This window comes from Mycobacterium sp. KBS0706, assembly GCF_005938675.2.
Taxonomy (GTDB): Bacteria; Pseudomonadota; Alphaproteobacteria; order DSM-16000; family Inquilinaceae; genus Inquilinus.
This window is the reverse complement of the sequence record NZ_VCCH02000002.1, coordinates 124,047-142,030: the sequence shown is the minus strand read 5'-3', so window position 1 is coordinate 142,030 and position 17,984 is coordinate 124,047. Positions and strand designations below refer to the sequence as shown.

The following is a 17,984-nucleotide window of genomic DNA, read 5'->3' as shown; positions in this document are numbered from 1 at the left end:
GGCTTCTCCGTTCATCCGGCCCCTCCAGATCGGGCGGCGCGTTCGAGCGCGCCGAGAGCCATCGTCCGGATGCGCTCGGCGTCCGGCACGGTGGCGATGTCGGCATTGGCGGCGGCCTTGCGCGGCACCCGCCATTCGATGACGGTCATGCCGCGGGTCAGCCGGCCGGACAGCTCGGCATCCAGCCGGGCCGGGCGGAAGCCGACTGTCGCCGGATCGATCCAGGCGGCGGCCGCCACCGGATCGTAGAGTGGATGCGCGGCCTGGCCGATGCAGGCATAGCCCTCCAGCAGGTCGGCCAGCACCGCGGCACGGTCGCCGCCGATCGCCCGCAGCCGGTCGGCATCGGCGACCGAGACCGTCACCGGCCGGCAGGCGTCGAGCCCGACCATGCCGATGCGCACCCCGGCATCGATCACCGCCTGGATCGCCTCCGGGTCGACCGCGGCGTTGAACTCGGCGACGGCTGTATGGTTGCCGGGGCCGGCGCTGCCGCCCATCCAGACCAGCCGGATCCGCACGGCTAGGTCCGGCCGGGCGATCACCAGCGCCGCGATGTTGGTCAGCGGCCCCAGCGCCAGGATTTCGGAGCCGCCCTCGACGAGGTACCGGATCAGGGCCGGCAGCGCCGGCTCTGCGGACAGCGGCGTATCGGCTGCGGGCAGGGTGCGCCCGACCGTCGGCATGGCGCCGTCGCCGAGGGCATAGGCCGCGGTGACGAGGTCGCCGAGCAGCGGCCGGTCGCGGCCGGCATGGATCGGCGCGTCCCAGCCGAAGAACGCCGCCGCGTCGCGGGCGTTCTGCGCCACCTGGTCGAGCGGGGCATTGCCGGCGACCAGCGACAGGCCGGCGATGGCGACGTCCACCGCCTCCGCCACCATGGCGATGGCGACGACATCGTCGAAGCCCATATCGGTGTCGATCCAGACCCGGCGCATCATGCCCGCTCCATCACCGCCGCCGTCGCCAGCGGCAGGTCGAAGGCGATCTCGGCCCCCGCCTCGTGTCGCGGCACCGCTGCCGGCACCTCGGCCTTGACCGGCCCGGCCGGCGTCTCCAGCAGGTATTCGACGGTCTGGCCGAGATAGGAGACGCCGCGCACCCGGCCGCGATGCGGGCCGGAGCCCAGCGCCACCGCCTGCGGCCGCCAGCCCAGCGCCTTGGCCGAAGCCGGCAGGGCGAAGCCCGGTGCCAGGCTGCCCCCCGTCGTGGCCAACCGCCCCTGCTCCACCGCGAAGGTGTTCTCGAAGCCCATGAAGCGGGCGACGAAGGGCGAGCGCGGCGCCTCGTAGATCTCGTCCGGCCGGCCCATCTGCTCGATCTGGCCGGCGCGCATGACGATGATCCGGTCGGCCAGGGCCAGCGCCTCGGCCTGGTCGTGGGTGACGTAGATCATGGTGATGCCGAGCTCGCGCTGCAGCCGGCTCAGCTCGCTGCGCATCTCCAACCGCAGCCGGGCGTCGAGGTTGGACAGCGGCTCGTCCAGGAGCAGCAGCTGCGGCTCGACCACGATCGACCGGGCCAGGGCGACGCGCTGCTGCTGGCCGCCGGACAGGGCCTTGGGCAGGCGCTCGGCGAAGCCGGAAAGGCCGACATTTGCCAGCGCCGCACCGACCCGGCCGGCGATCTCCTTCTCCGGCAGCTTCTTCAGGCGTAGGCCGAAGGCGACGTTCTCGGCCACGGTCAGATGCGGGAACAGGGCGTAGGACTGGAACACCAGCCCGACGCCGCGCCTGTTGGCCGGCACCCGGGTGATGTCGCGCCCGGCCAGGGTGATCCGCCCCCCGGCCGGCGCCATCAGCCCGGCGATGGCGCGCATCGTCGTGGTCTTGCCGCAGCCGGAGGGGCCGAGCAGCGCCACCAGCTCACCCCGCCGGATCGACACGGTCAGCCGGTCGACCGCGACCTGGCCGTGATAGGCGAGCGTCAGCCCGTCGAGTTGGAGGAAGGCGTCAGACATAGCGGGACAGCCCCAGCAGGCGTTCGGCGACCAGCACGATGGCGAGCGATATCAGCGCCAGCAGGCCCGACAGCGCGGCCACCGACGGGTCGTAGTTGAATTCCATGTAGAACATCATGTCGATCGGCAGGGTCGAGACCCCGGGGCCGGACAGGAACAGCGACACCGGCACCTGGTTGAAGGAGGTGACGAAGCCGATGACGAAGGCGGCCATGATGCCGTTCCGGATGTTCGGCAGCACCACCCGGAAGAAGGCCCCGGCCCGGCTGGCGCCGAGCAGCACCGCCGCCTCCTCCATGTCGACCCGCAGGTTCTTCAGGCTGGCCGAGGTGATGCGCACGGCATAGGGCACCAAGAGCGCCGTGTGCGCGACGAACAGGGCGGCGATCACCGGGATGCCGGCCGGGATCACCAGGTGCCGCAGCAGCGCCAGGCCGACGATGATGCCGGGCACGATGATCGGCGCCGTCACCACGCCGCGCACCGCCTCGCGCCCCGGCAGGTCGTAGCGCTCCAGCGCATAGGCCGCGGGGATGCCGAGCAGCAGCGCCGCCCCGGTGGCGCCGAGGCCGAGCGCCATCGACAGGGCGAAGCTGGAGCGGAAGCTCTCGACCTCGAACACCTTCTCGACCCAGCGCAGCGACAGGGCCTCTGGCGGGAAGGCCAGGGTCTCGCCGGCGGACAGTCCGGCGATGCAGATCAAGAGGAACGGACCGATCAGGAATACCATCACGGCGGCGAGCAAGGTGTGGCCGGCGAGGCGCATCAGCCGGCCCTCCGCCGCGCCGTGGCCAGCCGCTTCAGCCCGCTATGGGTCACGATGCTCATGCCGATCAGGATCACGGCGATGACCCCGGCGGCGGCGTAGTCGTTGGCGACCGAGACGCGCTGGTACATCAGCGTCTCCAGCATCAGCACCTTGGACCCGCCGAGGATCGCCGGGGTGACATAGGCGGTGAGCGAGCCGACGAAGACCAGCGTGCCGCCGACCACCAGCCCCTCGCGGGTCAGCGGCAGCAGGATGCGCCGGAACACCGTCCACCAGGAGGCGCCGAGCACCCTGGCCGCCGGCACCACATCGGCCGGCAGGTTCTCCAGCGCGCTGACCAGCGGCAGCACCATCAGCGGGAAGAACAGCTGGATCAGGCCGATGAAGATCGCGGTCTCGCTGAACAGGAAGCGGATCGGCTCGTCCGACAGGCCGAGCCCGGTCAGCGCCGCATTGACGATGCCGGTGCGGCCGAGGATCACCAGCCAGGCATAGGTCCGCGCCACCGGCGAGATCATCAGCGGCAGCACCAAGAGGCCGACCAGCTTGCCCTTCACGCCCGGCGAGGCGTCGACGATCACCAGCGCCACGGCGTAGCCGACCACCGCCGCCACCACCGTGACTGTGAGGGCCAGACGGAAGGTGCGGAAGAACACGTCGCGGTTCAGCGGCTTGGCGAAGAACTCGGTGAAGTTCTCCAGCCCCCAGCCGGCGGCGGAGTGGAAGCTGCCGGCCAGCAGGATCGCCACCGGCAGCAGCAAGCCGACCGCGACGAACAGCGCTGCGGGCGCCATCAGCGCCAGGCCGATGCCTCGCTTCTCGAACATGGGACGCCTACTGCGCGACCTTGGCGTTCCAGCCAGCGACCCAGGCCTCGCGGTTCTCCAGCATCGCCGCGGGCTTGATGAAGCTCAGGCTGGCCGCGGTCTCGGCGCCGTAGGTCAGCGCCTCCGCCGTCTCGGCCGGCACCTCGACCGACTTGTTCGCCGGGCTGTCGACCAGGTCCATGGCCAGCCTGGTCTGCACCTCCTGGGACAGCCAATAGTCGATAAACTTCAGCGCCAGCGCCTCGTTCTTCGTGCCCTTGACCAGGGTCAGCACGTTCATGCCGCCGGTCTGGCCCTCGCTCGGGGTGGCCCATTTGATCGGCAGGTCGAGCTTCTTGATGTTGGCCCAGCCGAAGCGGCCGACCACCGCCGCCAGGATCTCCTCCTGCTCGAACAGCTGCGGGATCTGCGAGCCGCGCTCGTAGAAGGTGACCACGTCCTCGCGATGCGCGGCGATGGCGTCGATGCCGGCCGCGAGGTCGGGCGTGGTGCCGCCCTCGGCCTTGTCGATCATGTAGATCGCCAGCGGCCCCTGGGTGGTGGTGATGTTCGGCAGGGCGATGCGGCCGGCCAGCTCGGGCTTGAACAGGTCCTTCCAGCTGGCGATCGCGACCTTGTCCGAGCGGTAGACGATGCTGGTCGAGTAGAAGGTGTAGCCGACCGCCAGATGGCCGCCGAGCGGGTCCTGGGCGAGGTCGTAGAGCGCGCCGTAGTTGGACAGCTTCGACACGTCGATCGGCTGGATCAGGTCCTTCTTCGCCGCCTCCAGCGCGTTGAAGTCGGCGATCGCGGCGACGTCGATCACCGGCGACGCCTTGTTGGCCTCGAGCTTCGCCAGCCGCTCGCTGCTGTTGCCGGTCTCGACCACCAGCTTGCAGCCGCAGCTCGCCTCGAACGGGTCGTACAGGTCCTTCTTATAGGCGTCCTGCGCGATGCCGTAGACCGAGATGGTCAGGGTCGGCGTCTCGGCGAAGGCGGGCGAGAAGCCGAGAACGGCCAGCGCGGCGCCGGCGGCCATCCGGGTCGAGATCATGAAGCACCCCCTCTTCGGTTGTCGTTGACGTGTCGTGGCGCGGCGGTCGAGGCCCGCAGCACCAGCTCGACCGGAAACACCCGTGCCCCCTGGCGCTCGCCGGTGGCGACGGCCAAAGCGTGGTCGGCGATGGCGGCGAGGTCCTGCCGCACCGTGGTCAGGGGCGGCGAGACGATGCGCGACCACATCAGGTCGTCGAAACCGGTGACCGAGACGTCCTGCGGCACCCGCACGCCGCGCGCGGCCAGGCCGGTGACGAAGCCGACGGCCAGCGCGTCATAGGCCGCGGCGCAGGCGGTGACGCCGGCGAGGTCGACCTCGGCGCCGATCTCCGCTCCCATCTCGAAGCTGGTGACGGAATATCGGATGCGCGAGGTGATGCCGGCCCGGGCGAAGACCTCGCGCATGCCGTCGGTGCGCTCGCGCGATACTTTGGAATCCTTGGGCCCGGCCAGCAGCAGGATGTCGCGGTGGCCGAGCCCGATCAGGTGGCCGGCGACCTGGCGGCCGCCGTCGCGATGGTTGCTGGCCGCCGTGTTGCCGCGGGTGGCGGCGCTGTCGATCACCGCCACCGGCACCGGGATGGCGGCGGCGTCGATCATGGTGCCGCGGGTCGGGATGATCACCAGCGCATCGATGCCGCGGCCGACCAGATTGGCGATCTCAGCCGCCTGCCCCGCCGCTGTGCCCAGGCTGTCGCCGACCAGCACGGCGACGCCGCGGCTCTTGGCGGCGCGCTCGATCGCCTGGGCAAAGATCGGGAACAGCGGCTGGCCGAAATCCGGCACGATCAGGCCGATGGTGGCGCTGCGGCCGGTGCGCAAGGCGCGGCCGGCATGGGCAGGGATGTAGCGCAGCTCCGTTGCCAGAGCGCGGATCCGCCCCGCCAGCTCGGGCGACAGCCGCCCCTTGCCGCGCAGCGCATTCGACACGGTCGCCCGCGACACGCCGAGAGCGCGCGCGAGATCGAGCATGGAGGGCGGCTTGCCGGACATCCTGGTATCACGATTAAGCAGGTTGCACGATTAACCATGCAGGGCGGCCGCGGCGCAAGCCGAAACCGCGCGCTGTTTCGGCTGGCGGTACCAGTGGTGCAAATCTGACGCTTGGCACCCGCGGGGATTGGCGGGAGACGACCCCAAAGCGGTCAGAGGCGCCGCGCTCCCCCTGGTCGGCCCGGATTCGGCTCGTCGCGTGAGCTTATCTTATAAGCCCCATGCAACCAAAGCATTTGAGGTGATTTCGATGACCAACAGTCATTCTGTATCCGGGGTTATCATCCAAACCAGTTTCAGCGGCGGCGAATACAGCAATTTTAAACCCAAATACAAATAACCGCTGTCGCAGCCGGCCCGTCTGCCGCAGATCGAGACCATGGTCGACCTGGAGCATCCGATCTGCCCGCGCTGCTCCGGCCCGCTGCATCGGATTGGCGAGGACGTCGCCGAGCCGCTCGACATCGAGCCGGCTCAGTTCCTGGTACCGATCGTCCGCCGACCCAGATATGCCTCGCCGAAGCGTTTGCGGCGACACCCGCTGGTTGAGCGCTGCCGTCGCCGCGGCGACATGGCACGCCCGGTCGTAGCCGCGTGCAAATCGGCCAGGGGCTCGGCACCGATCTGCACGGCAAGGGCCGGATACCGCGCGATACTGAGCGGTTACGACGTGGCGCCGATTCACACGCAGGCTGCGGCCTTGGGTCAAACATCCGTTCGCCGACGGCGCTTATGACCGGCTCAAACTGATGGACAGGCCGCTTTCCTCAACTTCGTCGTCGAGGTGGTCCGCCACACCGACGCCGAGCCCGGCTTGAAGGTTCTGCCGCGGCGCTGGGTGGTCGAGCGGAGCTTCGGATGGTGACCCGATGGCGAAGCCTCGTGTGCGACTCCAAGTAGCGCATCGACGTCTCCGAAGCCATGGTCTTCCTCGCCATGGGCGGTATCATCCTTCGCAGATTTGCCCATCACTGACGTTCCAAAAGGACTCTAAGATGACGGCGGAGGTTGAAGCTGTTGCGGGTCGCGGCATGGATCGACAAGTGCCACTGCGCCAAGGCGGCGGATTCGAACCGTTGCAGCTTGCGCTCGCGTCGGCGAACCGGGACATGCTGCGAGCCTTCGGCCCGGTTGCTGTACCGCTTGGCTTGGATGTGAGGGATGCCACCGAGCCACACTGACAGTCCCAGAGCCTTCTTTGTCCGGCAGGAGAAGCCGATGGTCTCCGTCTGGTCGCACCGCCCTCAATTCTTGCACCTGGGGCTTTTCTTTGCGGCATATGTCTTAGGCTGCGGGTTCGCCGAGGTGCTCGCGATCGTCCCTGGAATATCTGTTTCCATTTGGCCTCCGGGCGGGGTCTTCATCGCGACCCTCATCCTCACCTCTCCTTACAGTTGGCCGTGGTGGATGTTCGCGGGCTGTCTGGCTGAGATGTTCGCGCAGCTCGTTTGGTTCCACAGTCCCCTGCCTGCAGGCTTTCTGATCTATGCCGGCAACGCCCTTTGCGCGGCTGTCGGCGCAACGCTCGTGAAACGGAAATGTGGCACTCCGGTTCGCCTGGAAACGTTTCAGGAGGTTCTCGCATTCGTCGTTCTGGGCGCTGGAGTTGCGCCGCTCGCAAGCGCGACGATCGGAAGTGCGACTCTCGCGTGGTTCGGCGTAGAATCGCAAACCTTCACAGCTGTCTGGCCGTTGTTTTGGATTGGAGACGCCACCGGAATCTTGCTCGTGGCGCCACTGGCACTGGTCGTGATTCAGTATTGGCGCAGCAAGACCCAGCTCTCTGCCGCGCAGTGGACGGAAGCCGGCATCCTGGGTCTGATCTTTTTGGGCGTCGCCGCACTTTCGTTGAGCGACAATTATCTGCCCTCCCCCTACATCATCATGCCGCCCCTTCTCTGGGTCGCGGTGCGTTTTGAGTTCAGAGGCGTTGCCGTCGCCTTGACACTTCTCGCTCTGATCACGGCAGCACTCACGATATCCGGCGACAGCCAGTTTCTCGGCGATCCCGAGTCCCAGAGGCAAAGGCAGGTCATGCTGCAGCTTTTTCTGGCGATCTCGGCATTTTCGGCGCTCACCGTGGCCGCCATATCCCGGCAGCACCAGCTGGCGCTGGCCACATCGCGCAGCCGAGAGCGGGAGCTCTCGCGGCTCGTGGACATGATTCCAAGTCACGTTTGGCGGCTGAGCCCGGACGGCGAGCCCGTATTCTTTAACAAGCAGATGGTCGATTTCCTCGGCATGAAGGTCGCAGATACGGACAGTCCGGGCATGAGCCGGCTACAGGCCGTCGTCGAGACCGTCCATCCGGACGACGCGCAGCAGTTCAAAAAGACCCTTCATCATAGCCTTGCCACTGGCGAAAGCTTCGCCATGCGATATCGGCTACGCCGCGCCGACGGCATTTACCGATGGATGTCGGGCCGCGCCGAGCCAATGCGGGACGACAGCGGACGTATTGTCCAGTGGTTCGGCCTTTGTCACGACATCGACGATCAGATCCGCCACTACAGCGACATTGAGGAACGGGAAGCCAAGATTCGGCGGCTGGTCGATTCAGATATTATCGGGATCGTTATCTGGGACTTGGATGGGCGCCTTATCGACGCCAATAACGCGTTTCTCAGCATGGTCCAGTACGAGCGCCAGGATTTGCAGGCCGGACTTCGATGGTTCGACATGACGCCTCCGGAATGGCAAGACGTGCATTCCCGCGAGGAGGTTGAAGAGCTCAAGACGACGGGCAAGATGCAAGCCCGCGAGAAGGAGTTTTTCAGGAAGGATGGCAGCCGGGTGCCTGTATTGATTGGGGCTGCCTGCTTCGAGGGGCAGTCTAGGCAGGGCGTCGCCTACATTCTCGATTTGACCGAACGCAAGCGTGCGGAAGCGGCATTGCGCGACCGGGAACGTGAGCTTGTACAACTCATTGATACGGTTCCTGCACAGCTCTGGTGCGTCACGCCCGCCGGCGATCCAGCATACATCAACAAGACCATGATCGACTACATTGGCCTGAAGCTGGAAGATTTCGATGATGAGGGAGGATTGTCCAGCGCAATTCAGACCATCGTTCACCCGGATGATAGGGCCGATTTACTGCAGGCCCTGACCCACTCCTTCGAAACCGGCGAGCGGTTCGAGCTGAAATTCCGCAACCGACGGTGGGATGGTGCATATCGCTGGACAGAAGGTCGTGCGGATCCTCTTCACGACGAGAGTGGTCGCATCATCCGCTGGTATGGCGCCAACGTCGACGTCCACGATCATGTGATTTCCCAGGAAGCGCTGATCGAGAGAGAGCGCTTTCTGTGGCAGCTCGTTGAAACGCTGCCCGCGATGATCGATTGCGCCGCGCCTGACGGCGAACCGATATATCGCAGCCAACAGCTTCGCGAGTTCCTCGGGTACAACCTTGAAGAATTGGACGGAACCGGAAAGTCCCGGTTGGCAGGCACACTCGATGCCGGTGTTCATCCCGACGAGGTGGCGGGTGTCAAAGAGAAATATGCCCATTCGTTGTCCACGGGCGAGCCGTATGCGCGGAGGCACCGTCTGCGGCGCTTCGATGGCGAGTATCGCTGGGTCGAGACGCGCGCCGCCCCAATGCGCAATAGTGAAGGTACCATTGTGCAGTGGAACGTCATCTGCCTGGATATCGACAGTGAGGTTCGGGTGCAGGAAGAGCTGCGCCTCGCACAAGATAGACTTGCACGCGCGAGTCAGGCGGCGAGCCTTGCGGAACTCTCCGCATCCATCGCGCATGAGGTGAACCAGCCACTGGGGGCAATCGTCGCCAATTCCCATGCATGTCACCGTTGGCTGTCGGCCGATCCCCCGAACATCGAGCGCGCGAAGATCACGGCTGAGCGCATCATCCGGGACGCCAACTCGACGGCGGATGTCATCAGCCGCATCCGCGCCTTGTTCAGACGATCCGCGGGGCCGAGGGACTGCACGGCGCTCTCCAGCATCATTGCCGAAGCGCGTAGCCTCATGGCCGAGGAAGCGGTGCGGCGTCGCGTTCGAATGGTCATCGATGTCGAAGGCGACCTTCCGCTCATCACGTTGGATCGCATCCAGATACAGCAGGTCCTGGTGAACCTCATTCGCAATGGCCTGGAGGCGATGGATTCCGTTGCCGGCGATAGAGTTCTTGAGATACGGGCGCGCCATATGGGGGATGTGGTCCAGACCGAGATCAGTGATCGCGGCCAGGGCGTCGAGTTTCCCGACAAAATATTTGAGCCGTTTTTCACGACGAAAGAGCATGGCATGGGCATGGGACTGGCGATCTGCCGGTCGATCGTCGAGTCCCACGGCGGACGGTTGTGGGCAGAGAAGAACGAACCCCATGGAGCGACGTTCATGTTCACGTTTCCTGCCGAAGCGAAAGTCGCGGCATGAACGGGTTCCAGGCGCCAAAGCGATGACCGCTTTCGGGCACTTCGCGGATCCGAACCGGGCGGGACGGGCCAGATCCCGCCGAGTTCGCCGACGCCCGGTTCCGGGCAGCGGCCGCAATGGCCGATAAGCGCCCTATCCGGACGTCTCGCAGCTCCGTCGGCGGGGCCGCTCCTCACCCGTTGCGGTCAGGATGACCCACGGCCCGCACCTGCTTCCCAGGTCCGCTTCCTGCCCACACCGGCTGTCGTCGTCGGGCGGCAAGCGGGCATCCCTTCATGCATTTACAAAGAAATATTTGCAAACATGCCTTTGCAAAGTTAATCTCGGTGGATGAAATCACCTCGCTTTGGTCAGACGGCCGCTGCGACAGCGCCTCGCGCCGTCAGCCAAGTCGTTCCCGATCCGACGGCCCTGAAGGCGCTGGCGCATCCGGTTCGGTTGCGGATGCTGGGCATGCTCAGGGTCGACGGTCCAGCCACCGCCACGCAGCTGGCGGCGCGGCTGGGCCTCAATAGCGGCGCGACGAGCTATCACCTCCGCCAGCTCGCCCAGTATGGCTTCATCGAGGACGCGCCCGGCCCCTCGCGCCGCGACCGCTGGTGGCGCGCCAGCCACGAATTGACGTCCGTGCTCGAGACGGACGCCGAGGGCGCGGAATTGGATGCGGGCGTCGCCTTCACCCAGGCGGCGCTGTCCCTGCAGGTCGGCCAGATGCAGCGGGCCGTCGAGGAATATCCCGAGCTGCCGGCCCCGTGGCGCAAGGCCAGCACGACCAGCGACGTGATCATCCCGCTGACGGCGGATCAGGCCGAGACCCTGACCCGGCGGCTGACCGACGTCATGCTGGAGGCGATGCAGGCCGCCCCGCCCCTTGGGGAACCGCTGCCTCCGGGCATGGCGCCCTTCACGATCATGCTGCACGCCTTCCCGTATCCGGGCCGCCTCCCGCACCGTGACGAGGATGCCGGGCCCTGAGCGCACGGGCGCCTTTTCTCGCCCTGGCCATCGCCGAAATCTTCTCGATTTCCGGCACGAGGCTGTCGACGATCGCCATTCCCTGGCTGGTGCTGAGCACGACGGGCAGCCCCGTATCGACCGGGATGGTGGCGATGGCAGAAATGCTGCCTTATGTCGTCGCCAAGGCGCTGGCCGGCCCGCTGATCGACCGCGCCGGCCCCAAGCGGATCGCCATCCTCTGCGATGCGGCCTCGATGGTCGCGGTGGGGCTGCTGCCCCTGCTGCACCTCCTGGGCCTGCTCACCATCCCGGTCCTGCTGCCGATCGTCTTCGTCATCGGCATCCTGCGAGGTCCGTCCGACGCGGCCAAGCAATCGATGGTGCCGGACATTGCCGAGCTGGCGGCGGTGCCGCTGGAGCGGGCGACCGGCGTCGTCGGAACCATCGAAAGGCTGGCATCGACGGTGGGTGCGGCCGGCGCCGGCGCGCTGATCGCCATGACCGGCCCGGCCCAGGCCCTGATCTTCAATGCCGTCACCTTCGCCGTCGCCGCCCTGATCGTCGGGGCGAGCATTCCCGCGCTGCGCCACGCCCCGGCCGCGGCGACGGCGTCCTATGGCCGGGAGCTGCTGGAAGGCTGGACCTTCCTGCACCGGGATGCGGTGCTGATGGGCATCGTCATCATGGTGGCCACCACCAATCTCCTGGACCAGGCCTTTCACGCCGTCCTGCTGCCGGTGTGGACGCGGGATGCCGGGCATGGCCCGGAATTGCTGGGAGCGATGCTGGCCGTATTCTCCGGCACCTCCATGATCGGCGCGGCCATTGCCGCTGCCATCGGCGAGCGGATGCCGCGCCTCGCCGTCTATACGGTCGCGTTCCTGCTGACTGGATTGCCGCGCTTCCTGGTCCTCGCGGTGGACGCGCCGCTCGCCCTTATCTTCGCCGTCCTGGCGATCGGCGGGTTCGCCTCGGGCTTCCTCAATCCGATCCTGTCGGCCGTGATGTTCGAGCGGATCCCCAAGTCCCTGACCGGCCGCGTCACATCGATGAGCACCGCACTCTGCTGGACCCTGATCCCCTTCGGCGGGCTATTCGGCGGCGCGCTGATCAGCGGCATCGGCCTTGCCGCAGCGCTGCTGCTGACCGGCCTGGCCTATCTGGCGGCGACGCTGCTGCCGCTGGCCCGCAAGAGCTTCCGTGGCTTCGAGAAGAGACGGATCGCAGACGCCGGCGCGTCGTGAGCAGTCGCGATACGCGCCGTCACTCGGCGCCGGCCGGCACGGGGATCGCCTCCCGGTCTCCGCGACCCAGAGCGACGTCCGGCGAGACGGCCGGCTTCACCCGGAACCAGGTGGCGTAGAGCGCCGGCAGGAACAGCAGGATCAGCACGGTGCCGATCGCGGTGCCGCCGATCAGCGTGTAGGCCATCGATCCCCAGAACACCGAATGGGTGAGCGGGACGAAGGCCATCACGGCGGCCAGCGCCGTCAGGATCACCGGGCGGGCGCGCTGCACGGTCGCCTCGACCACGGCGTGGTAGTCGTCGAGCCCGGCATCCCGGTTCTCCTTGATCTGCCCGATCAGGATCAGCGTGTTGCGCATCAGGATGCCGGCGAGCCCGATCAGCCCCAGGATGGCGTTGAAGCCGAAGGGCTGGTTGAAGGCGAGCAGAATCGGCACAGCGCCGACGAGGCCGAGCGGGGCGGTCAGCATCACCATCGCGGTCGCCGAGAAGGAGCGGACCTGCAGCATGATGAAGACCAGCATCAGGGCGATCATGATCGGGAACACGGCGGCGAGCGCGACATTCGCCTTGCCCGCCTCCTCGATCGAGCCGCCCATCTCGATGCGGTAGCCGTCCGGCAGCGAGGCGATCAGCGGCTGCAGGGCCTGCATGACCTGCATCGAGACTTCGGGCGGCTGGGTGGCCTCGCCGATGTCGGAGCGGACGGCGATGGTCGGGGTGCGGTCGCGCCGCTTCATGATCGGATCTTCCATGCGCACCTCGGCATGGCCGATCTGGTCGAGCGGGATCAGGCGCCCGTCGCGGCTGGTGAGCGAGAAATCGGCAAGGCGGGCGGGATCGAGCCGCTCGCCACCGGCGCTGCGGGCCACCACGTCGACGGTGCGGATGTTCTCGCGGAACTGCGTGACCGTGACGCCGGTGAGCAGGAATTGCAGCTGCTGCGCCGCTTCCGCCGGCGACAGGCCGATCAGGCGCAGCCGGTCCTGGTCGAGGACATAGCGCAGGGTCGGCGCGCGATTGCCCCAGTCGCGATTGGCCTGCTGCACGTCGGGAACGCCCCGCATGATGGCGAGGGCCCGCTCGGAGATCCGGCGCAGCTCGCCGGCATCCGGCCCAATGACCCGGAACTCGACCGGGAACGGCGTGTAGGGGCCGAACACCAGCTGGGTGATGCGCAGATAGGCTTCGGGCGCGAGCCCTTCGGCCACGGCCGTGCGCAGCCGACGCTTCAGCGCTTCGCGGGCCTCCGCGTCGGGGGTCAGGATGACGATCTTGGCGAAGGCGGGGTCGGGCAATTCCGGGGACATGGCCAGGAAGAAGCGCGGCGCACCCTGGCCGACATAGCTGGTGACGATCTTCGCCTCCGGCTGGTCCGCCAGCCAGCGCTCGACTTTCTCGACCGTCCGCTCCGTCGTCTCGATGCTCGTGCCCTCCGGCATGCGCACCTCGACCAGGACCTCGGGACGATCGGAGGTCGGGAAGAATTGCTGCTTCACCGCGCCCATGCCGATGATGGAGAGCATGAAGAGCACGCCCACCGCGCCGGAGGTCAGGAATTTGTGACGGACGGCGAAGCCGATGACCCGGCGCAGGCGCCGGTAGTTCGGCGTGTCGTAGATGGCATGGTGCCCGCCTTCGACCGGCTTGATCGCGGGCAGCAGCTTCACGCCCAGATAGGGCGTGAAGACGACCGCGACGACCCAGGAGGCGATCAGGGCGAAGCCGACGATCCAGAAGATGTTGCCGGCATATTCGCCGGCGGTCGAGCGCGCGAAGCCGACCGGCATCAGCCCGACCACCGTCACCAGCGTCCCCGACAGCATCGGCGCCGCGGTGTGGCTCCAGGCATAGGCCGCGGCTGCCAGCCGGTCCATGCCCTCCTCCATCTTCACCACCATCACCTCGATGGCGATGATGGCGTCGTCGACCAGCAGCCCGAGCGCGAGGATCAGGGCGCCGAGGGTGATGCGGTCGAAGAAGCGGCCGGTCTCCAGCATGATGAGGAAGACGACCGCAAGCGTCAGAGGAACCGCGGCCGCGACGACGATGCCGACGCGCCAGCCGAGGCTGAGCAGGCTGACCAGCAGCACGACCCCGAGCGCCATGAAGAACTTCAGCATGAACTCGTCGACCGACTCCGTGATGTTCACGGCCTGGTCGGTCACCTTGGTCAGGCTGAGCCCGAGCGGCAGGGAGCCTGCGATCTTCGCCGTCTCCGCCTCCAGCGCGCGGCCGAGATCGAGGCCGTTCCAGCCGTCCTGCATCACCGCGGACAGCATCAGCGCCGGCTCGCCCTGATGGCGGATGATGAAGGTCGCCGGGTCTTCGTAGCCGCGCCGGACATCGGCGATATCGGAGAGCTTGAGGGTGCGGCCGCCGGCGGCGATCGGCGTGTCGGCGATCTTTTGAAGGTCGTCATAGGCGCCGTCGAGCCGGATGAAGACCTGCGGTCCCTCGGTGTCGATCGACCCCGCCGGCGTCACCGCGTTCTGCCGCTGCAGGGCGACGAAGATGTCCTGCGCCGACACGCCGAGCGTGACCAGCTTGGCATAGGAGAACTCGACGAAGATCCGTTCCGGCCGCTCGCCGAGAATGTCGATCTTCTTGACGCCGGGCACCTGGAGCAGCTGCTGGCGGATCGCCTCGGCCTGCCGGACCAGCGCGCGCATCGGCATGCCCTTGGCCTTCAGCGCGTAGAGCGCGAAGCTGACGTCCGAATACTCGTCGTTGACGAACGGGCCCATGACCCCGGCGGGCAGCATCCGGGCCTCGTCGCCCAGCTTCTTGCGGGCCTGGTAGAACTGCTCCTGCACCGCGGCCGGCGGGGTGCTGTCCTTCAGGGTCAGCGTCATGAAGGCGAGCCCGGGCCGCACCATGGTCTCGACCCGGTCGTACCATTGCAGCTCCTGCAGGCGCTTCTCGAGCGGCTCGGCGACGAGGTCCTGCATCTCCTGCGCCGTCGCGCCCGGCCAGGCGGTGGTGACGGTCAGCGTCTTCACGGTGAAGGCGGGATCCTCGGCACGGCCGAGCTTGAGGAAGGCGAAGGCGCCGGCGATCGCGATCGCGATGATGAAGAACAGCGTCACCGGGCGCTCGCGGACGGCGAGCGCGGAGAGGTTGAAGCTCATGGCGCATCCGCCTTCGCAACCAGTGTGCGCACCGTCTCGCCGTCATGGAGCAGATGGGCGCCCAGCGCCGCGATCCACGTGCCGGGCTCGAGGCCCGACACGATCGCGGTCTCGCCGCCGAGCCGGCGGATCGTCACCGGCCGGAAGCGGACCGTGGATTTGGCCTGGTCGATCACCCACACGCCGGTCTTGCGGCCATCGTCCAGAACGGCGCCGATCGGGACCTCGACGGCCTCCGCGGCATCGGCATCCGCGAGCCACAGCGTCACCGTCGCGCCCAGCGGCGCCGATGCAGCATCGCCGTCCAGCACGTAGCGCGCCTCGTAGGTCCGGGTCTGCGGGTCGGCCGAATCCGACAATTGCCGCAGGCGGGCGGGCCAGCGCTGCTGGTCGGGGCCGTAGACGCTCGCCTCCGCCTGCGACCCCAGGGCCGGCCTGACCGCCTCGGGAAGCGCCACGATGGCCTCGCGCGGCCCGGCATGGGCCAGCCGCACCACCACCTGCCCGGCCGTTACGACCTGGCCGGGCTCGCCCAGCGTTTCGACGACGATGCCGTCCGCATCGGCCTGGAGGGTGGAATATCCGGCCTCGTTCGCCGCCACCCTGGCCTCGGCTTCGGCGGCGGCCAGCTGCGCCTCGGCGGAATCCAGCGCCGCCTTGGCCTGCTCATGGCGCTGCTTCGTCGCCCATCCCTTGGCGACGAGATCGGCATATCGCCTGTCGTCCGCGCGGGCCTGCACCGCGACGGCGCGGGCGGCCGCCACCGCGTTCTGCCTGGCCGTCAAAGCGAGGTTCAGATCGGTCTCGTCGATGCGCATCAGCGGCTGGCCGGCGGCGACGCGCTCACCGACATCGACCAGGCGCTCGATGATCTTGCCGGGCACACGGAAGCCGAGATTGCTCTGCACCCGCGCCGAGATCGAGCCGGTGAAGGCGCGCTCGACATGCCCGAGCGTCCTGGCTTCGGCGATCGCGATCACCGGCGGAGCGCTGCGCGGATCGTCCTGCACCCTCCCCCGCTCCTCGGCCGCTCCCGAGACCACGACGACGCCCGCCGCGCCGATCGCCAGCAGCGGCAGAGCCACGAAGAGCAGGAGACGCGTCTTGGTCATGAGCGGGGTTCCGACGACTGGGGCAGGCGGGAATCGGTGTATATGCACGTATTTGCCGAAGCTGTGGATCTCGTGGCCATCTTTCAGCCCCGGCCTACAGACCCGAAACGCTCCAGCGAGGACGTCAGCCGCGCCAGCTCTTCCGGAGGAAAGTCGCGCGTGACCGCCCGCTGGGCCCGTTGCCAGCCCTCTCCGGCGTTGGCGAGGATCTCCTCGCCGGCTGCGGTCAGGGTGATGCGCCGCGCCCGCGCGTCGTGCTCGTCGGCGGCCACGCGCAGCAGCCCGCGCCGTGCCAGCGGCTTCAGGTTCTTGGTCAGGGTCGTGCGGTCCATCCCGAGCACCTCGGCCACCTCCCCGATCATCGGCGACCGAAGCTGCCGGAGCGCGACGAGGATGGAGAACTGCCAGTTGTTGATCCCAAGCGACCGGAACGCTTCGTCGAAACGGCGGCCGACGATCCGCCCTGCCCGCTGGATGCGTTGGCACAGGCAGGTACGGGCGATGAGGTCGGCGGTTGCGTCGTCGAGGGCTTGTGGAGGTGACATGCCGCTAAAATAGGTGCATATGAACCTATCGTCAAGAGGCGCAGCTTTGATTATATGATGGTCGAAATTCAATTGGCCGGCAGAGGCTTGGCCTCGTGGATTTGGAGGATCGATGAACGTACATTCAGGGAAGACCGCGATCGTGACCGGAGCCTCCTCGGGCATCGGCCGCGTCATCGCCGAGGCGCTGGCACGGGCGGGCTTCACCGTCTTCGGCACAAGTCGGCGAGCGACCGCCAACGGCCCGGCCCAGGTTTCCATGCTGACCTGCGACGTGACCGACGACGAGTCGGTCGAGGCCTTGGTCGCGGACGTGCTCTCGCAGACCGGCCGGATCGACGTCCTGGTCAACAACGCCGGCATCGGCCTGATCGGCGGTGCCGAGGAATCCTCCATCGCCCAGGTGCAGGCCCTGTTCGACGTCAACCTGTTCGGCATCCTGCGCATGACCAACGCGGTGCTGCCGTCGATGCGGCGGCGCGGCCAGGGGCGCATCATCAATATCGGCTCGATCCTGGGGCTGATCCCCGCGCCGTACTCGACCCACTACTCGGCGACCAAGCACGCGCTCGAAGGCTACTCGGAATCGCTCGACCACGAAGTCCGCGCCTTCGGCATCCGCGTCTCGCTGATCGAACCGGGCAACACGCGCAGCGGCTTCGAGCAGAACTCCCTCGAGCCGGATGCCGCGCTGGCGGAGTATGACCGGGCTCGGAGCGATGCCGTCGGGGTGATGAGGGACATGGTGAGCGCGGGCGACGACCCGCAGGTGGTGGCCGACGTAGTGCTCAGGGCCGTGACCGACGCCCGCCCGCGGCGGCGCTACACCGCCGGAAAGAGGGCGCGGCAAGTCAGCCTGTTGCGACGGTTCGTGCCAGCGGAGGCATTCGACAAGAGCCTGCGCAAGCAGATGCGGCTGCCGGCCTGACCAATCCGAGTGCCGAGGCTCGAAGAGCTCGCTATCCGGGGTCAGGTTCTCGCCGGAACACCTGATCAGAACTCACT

At 67.5% G+C, this 17,984-nt stretch carries 13 protein-coding genes and 2 pseudogenes; 6 read left to right on the top strand and 9 right to left on the bottom strand.

Features of this window, described 5'->3' with window-relative positions; genetic code table 11:
* Positions 1–11 precede the first annotated feature (11 nt).
* From FFK22_RS01715 to FFK22_RS01690, 6 genes are read right to left on the bottom strand one after another with little or no spacing between them, the layout of a single operon-like run.
* Positions 12–941 (bottom strand): nucleoside hydrolase, encoded by a 930-nt coding sequence (locus FFK22_RS01715; protein WP_221938319.1) that lies wholly within the window; start codon positions 939–941, stop codon positions 12–14.
* Positions 938–1,960, bottom strand: coding sequence for an ABC transporter ATP-binding protein (locus FFK22_RS01710; RefSeq protein WP_138886428.1), 1,023 nt, complete (start codon positions 1,958–1,960; stop codon positions 938–940). The genes FFK22_RS01715 and FFK22_RS01710 overlap by 4 nt, the downstream gene beginning before the upstream one ends.
* The gene (locus FFK22_RS01705) at positions 1,953–2,726 is read right to left on the bottom strand and encodes an ABC transporter permease (RefSeq protein WP_138886429.1); all 774 of its coding nucleotides are present in this window, start codon (positions 2,724–2,726) and stop codon (positions 1,953–1,955) included. The genes FFK22_RS01710 and FFK22_RS01705 overlap by 8 nt, the downstream gene beginning before the upstream one ends.
* Positions 2,726–3,556, bottom strand: coding sequence for an ABC transporter permease (locus FFK22_RS01700; RefSeq protein WP_138886430.1), 831 nt, complete (start codon positions 3,554–3,556; stop codon positions 2,726–2,728). The genes FFK22_RS01705 and FFK22_RS01700 overlap by 1 nt, the downstream gene beginning before the upstream one ends.
* Positions 3,557–3,563: 7 nt before the next feature.
* Positions 3,564–4,589, bottom strand: a complete 1,026-nt coding sequence (locus FFK22_RS01695) for a polyamine ABC transporter substrate-binding protein (protein ID WP_138886431.1) — start codon at positions 4,587–4,589, stop codon at positions 3,564–3,566.
* Positions 4,586–5,563, bottom strand: a complete 978-nt coding sequence (locus FFK22_RS01690) for a LacI family DNA-binding transcriptional regulator (RefSeq protein ID WP_221938318.1) — start codon at positions 5,561–5,563, stop codon at positions 4,586–4,588. The genes FFK22_RS01695 and FFK22_RS01690 overlap by 4 nt, the downstream gene beginning before the upstream one ends.
* 373 nt (positions 5,564–5,936) lie before the next feature.
* Here FFK22_RS01690 and FFK22_RS44305 point away from each other — a divergent pair.
* From FFK22_RS44305 to FFK22_RS01670, 5 genes and pseudogenes are all read left to right on the top strand, one after another.
* Positions 5,937–6,098, top strand: a pseudogene (locus tag FFK22_RS44305) (IS66 family transposase zinc-finger binding domain-containing protein); the annotation flags it as partial.
* A 172-nt stretch (positions 6,099–6,270) separates the two neighbouring features.
* A pseudogene (locus FFK22_RS44300) lies at positions 6,271–6,559 on the top strand (transposase); the annotation flags it as partial.
* 243 nt (positions 6,560–6,802) lie between these two features.
* A complete protein-coding gene (locus FFK22_RS01680; protein WP_138886434.1) occupies positions 6,803–9,988 on the top strand; it encodes an MASE1 domain-containing protein in 3,186 nt (1,061 codons plus the stop codon).
* Positions 9,989–10,318: 330 nt separating this feature from the next.
* On the top strand, positions 10,319–10,963 hold the full coding sequence (locus tag FFK22_RS01675; protein WP_138886435.1) for a transcriptional regulator: 645 nt from the start codon (positions 10,319–10,321) through the stop codon (positions 10,961–10,963).
* Positions 10,960–12,189: an MFS transporter gene (locus tag FFK22_RS01670; protein WP_138886436.1), complete on the top strand. Its 1,230-nt coding sequence runs from the start codon at positions 10,960–10,962 to the stop codon at positions 12,187–12,189. The genes FFK22_RS01675 and FFK22_RS01670 overlap by 4 nt, the downstream gene beginning before the upstream one ends.
* Positions 12,190–12,208: 19 nt before the next feature.
* Here FFK22_RS01670 and FFK22_RS01665 read toward each other — a convergent pair whose 3' ends face one another.
* The 3 genes from FFK22_RS01665 to FFK22_RS01655 all read right to left on the bottom strand — a co-directional run bounded on the left by FFK22_RS01665 (position 12,209) and on the right by FFK22_RS01655 (position 17,144).
* The gene (locus FFK22_RS01665; protein WP_138886437.1) at positions 12,209–15,322 is read right to left on the bottom strand and encodes an efflux RND transporter permease subunit; all 3,114 of its coding nucleotides are present in this window, start codon (positions 15,320–15,322) and stop codon (positions 12,209–12,211) included.
* A complete protein-coding gene (locus FFK22_RS01660) occupies positions 15,319–16,434 on the bottom strand; it encodes an efflux RND transporter periplasmic adaptor subunit (protein ID WP_138886438.1) in 1,116 nt (371 codons plus the stop codon). The genes FFK22_RS01665 and FFK22_RS01660 overlap by 4 nt, the downstream gene beginning before the upstream one ends.
* 83 nt (positions 16,435–16,517) lie before the next feature.
* Entirely contained in the window at positions 16,518–17,144 is a 627-nt protein-coding gene (locus FFK22_RS01655) for a MarR family winged helix-turn-helix transcriptional regulator (RefSeq protein ID WP_186002251.1), read from the bottom strand.
* Between FFK22_RS01655 and FFK22_RS01650 the strand changes: the two genes are divergently transcribed.
* A complete protein-coding gene (locus FFK22_RS01650; RefSeq protein ID WP_138886440.1) occupies positions 17,092–17,907 on the top strand; it encodes an oxidoreductase in 816 nt (271 codons plus the stop codon). The genes FFK22_RS01655 and FFK22_RS01650 overlap by 53 nt on opposite strands.
* Positions 17,908–17,984: the final 77 nt, after the last annotated feature.

Excerpts from the sequence above, each read along its gene's own strand:
- FFK22_RS01705 (WP_138886429.1), bottom strand. The coding sequence starts at position 2,726 with ATGCGCCTCGCCGGCCACACCTTGCTCGCCGCCGTGATGGTATTCCTG.
- FFK22_RS01700 (WP_138886430.1), bottom strand. The coding sequence starts at position 3,556 with ATGTTCGAGAAGCGAGGCATCGGCCTGGCGCTGATGGCGCCCGCAGCG.
- FFK22_RS01710 (WP_138886428.1), bottom strand. The coding sequence starts at position 1,960 with ATGTCTGACGCCTTCCTCCAACTCGACGGGCTGACGCTCGCCTATCAC.
- FFK22_RS01695 (WP_138886431.1), bottom strand. The coding sequence starts at position 4,589 with ATGATCTCGACCCGGATGGCCGCCGGCGCCGCGCTGGCCGTTCTCGGC.
- FFK22_RS01650 (WP_138886440.1), top strand. The coding sequence starts at position 17,092 with ATGAACGTACATTCAGGGAAGACCGCGATCGTGACCGGAGCCTCCTCG.
- FFK22_RS01660 (WP_138886438.1), bottom strand. The coding sequence starts at position 16,434 with ATGACCAAGACGCGTCTCCTGCTCTTCGTGGCTCTGCCGCTGCTGGCG.
- FFK22_RS01690 (WP_221938318.1), bottom strand. The coding sequence starts at position 5,563 with ATGCTCGATCTCGCGCGCGCTCTCGGCGTGTCGCGGGCGACCGTGTCG.
- FFK22_RS01680 (WP_138886434.1), top strand. The coding sequence starts at position 6,803 with ATGGTCTCCGTCTGGTCGCACCGCCCTCAATTCTTGCACCTGGGGCTT.
- FFK22_RS01665 (WP_138886437.1), bottom strand. The coding sequence starts at position 15,322 with ATGAGCTTCAACCTCTCCGCGCTCGCCGTCCGCGAGCGCCCGGTGACG.
- FFK22_RS01655 (WP_186002251.1), bottom strand. The coding sequence starts at position 17,144 with ATGCCCGAGGAGGCTCCGGTCACGATCGCGGTCTTCCCTGAATGTACG.
- FFK22_RS01675 (WP_138886435.1), top strand. The coding sequence starts at position 10,319 with ATGAAATCACCTCGCTTTGGTCAGACGGCCGCTGCGACAGCGCCTCGC.
- FFK22_RS01715 (WP_221938319.1), bottom strand. The coding sequence starts at position 941 with ATGATGCGCCGGGTCTGGATCGACACCGATATGGGCTTCGACGATGTC.